Origin of the sequence: Bacillus cereus group sp. BfR-BA-01355 (assembly GCF_022663675.1) — a bacterium.
Lineage (GTDB): Bacteria > Bacillota > Bacilli > Bacillales > Bacillaceae_G > Bacillus_A > Bacillus_A thuringiensis_S.
In genome coordinates this window covers 1-501 of sequence record NZ_JAKUFY010000301.1, presented here as the reverse complement: position 1 = coordinate 501, position 501 = coordinate 1, and the positions used below count along the sequence as shown (strand labels likewise).

The following is a 501-nucleotide window of genomic DNA, read 5'->3' as shown; positions in this document are numbered from 1 at the left end:
GATAAAGAAAATAAAGATGCTTTAGCTGATGCAGTATTTGAGATTCAAGATGCAGCAGGACAAGTAGTCGCTAAAATAACGACAGATAAAAAAGGACAAGCACAAGTCACTAATTTATCAGTTGGCACATACAAGTTAGTAGAAGTAAAAGCACCAAAAGGATATAAACAATTAGTAGATCCAATTACTTTCCAAATTGAAAAAGGTATGACAAAATCTCTTGCTTTAACAGTAGAAAATGAAATGTTAGACAAGGGAAATGTAGAAGTAACAAAAGTAGATAAAGATAGCCAAAAAGCATTAGAAGGCGTAGTCTTCGAAGTACAAGATGAGCAAGGCAAAATAGTAACTGAAATAACGACAGATGAAGAAGGAAAAGCAAACGTTTCAGATCTATCAGTAGGAAAATACAAATTAGTAGAGACGAAGAGCTTACCAGGTTATAAGAAGTTAACGGAACCAGTATCATTCGAAATTAAAAAAGGTATGACGAAAGTCTTA

At 33.3% G+C, this 501-nt stretch carries 1 protein-coding gene; it reads left to right on the top strand.

Going from position 1 to position 501, the window contains the following annotated elements:
* On the top strand, positions 1-501 hold a 501-nt coding region (locus tag MR167_RS31740; RefSeq protein WP_255787535.1), incomplete at both ends, for an MSCRAMM family protein.